Below are 568 nucleotides of genomic sequence, written 5' to 3'. Positions count from 1 at the left end.
CGGCCGAGAAGGTGACCGAGGCCTTCAAGCTGATGCTGAAGAACCCGGACGTCAAGGGCATCCTGGTCAACATCTTCGGCGGCATCATGAAGTGCGACACCATCGCCAACGGCGTGGTGACGGCCAGCCGCGCGGTCAACCTGACGGTGCCGCTGGTGGTGCGCATGAAGGGCACGAACGAGGACCTGGGCAAGCAGATCCTGAAGGATTCGGGCCTGCCGATCATCAGCGCCGACACGATGGCCGAGGCCGCGACGAAGATCGTCGAAGCCGTCAAGTAAGCCCTGAGCGAACGAGGAAAGAGCAAGACATGAGCATCCTGATCAACAAGGACACCCGCGTCATCACCCAGGGCATCACGGGCAAGACCGGTCAGTTCCATACGCTGGGCTGCCAGGCCTACGCCAACGGCAAGAACTGCTTCGTCGCCGGCGTGAACCCGAAGAAGGCCGGCGAGTCGTTCTCGGACATCCCCATCTACGCCTCGGTCAAGGAAGCCGCTCAAGCGCAAGGCGCGACCGTGTCGGTGATCTACGTGCCGCCCGCGGGCGCCGCGGCCGCCATCTGG

General features: G+C 63.9%; 2 pseudogenes. Both read left to right on the top strand.

Features of this window, described 5'->3' with window-relative positions:
* Positions 1-281, top strand: a pseudogene (gene sucC, locus NFT33_RS19100) (succinate--CoA ligase subunit beta); the annotation flags it as partial.
* A 29-nt stretch (positions 282-310) separates the two neighbouring features.
* Positions 311-568: pseudogene (locus NFT33_RS19095) on the top strand (succinate--CoA ligase subunit alpha); the annotation flags it as partial.

This window comes from Sphaerotilus sp. FB-3 (assembly GCF_023706025.1).
Classification (GTDB): Bacteria; Pseudomonadota; Gammaproteobacteria; order Burkholderiales; family Burkholderiaceae_C; genus Sphaerotilus; species Sphaerotilus sulfidivorans.
Note: the sequence above shows the minus strand (reverse complement) of the source record. Positions and strands in the feature narration are given on the sequence as shown.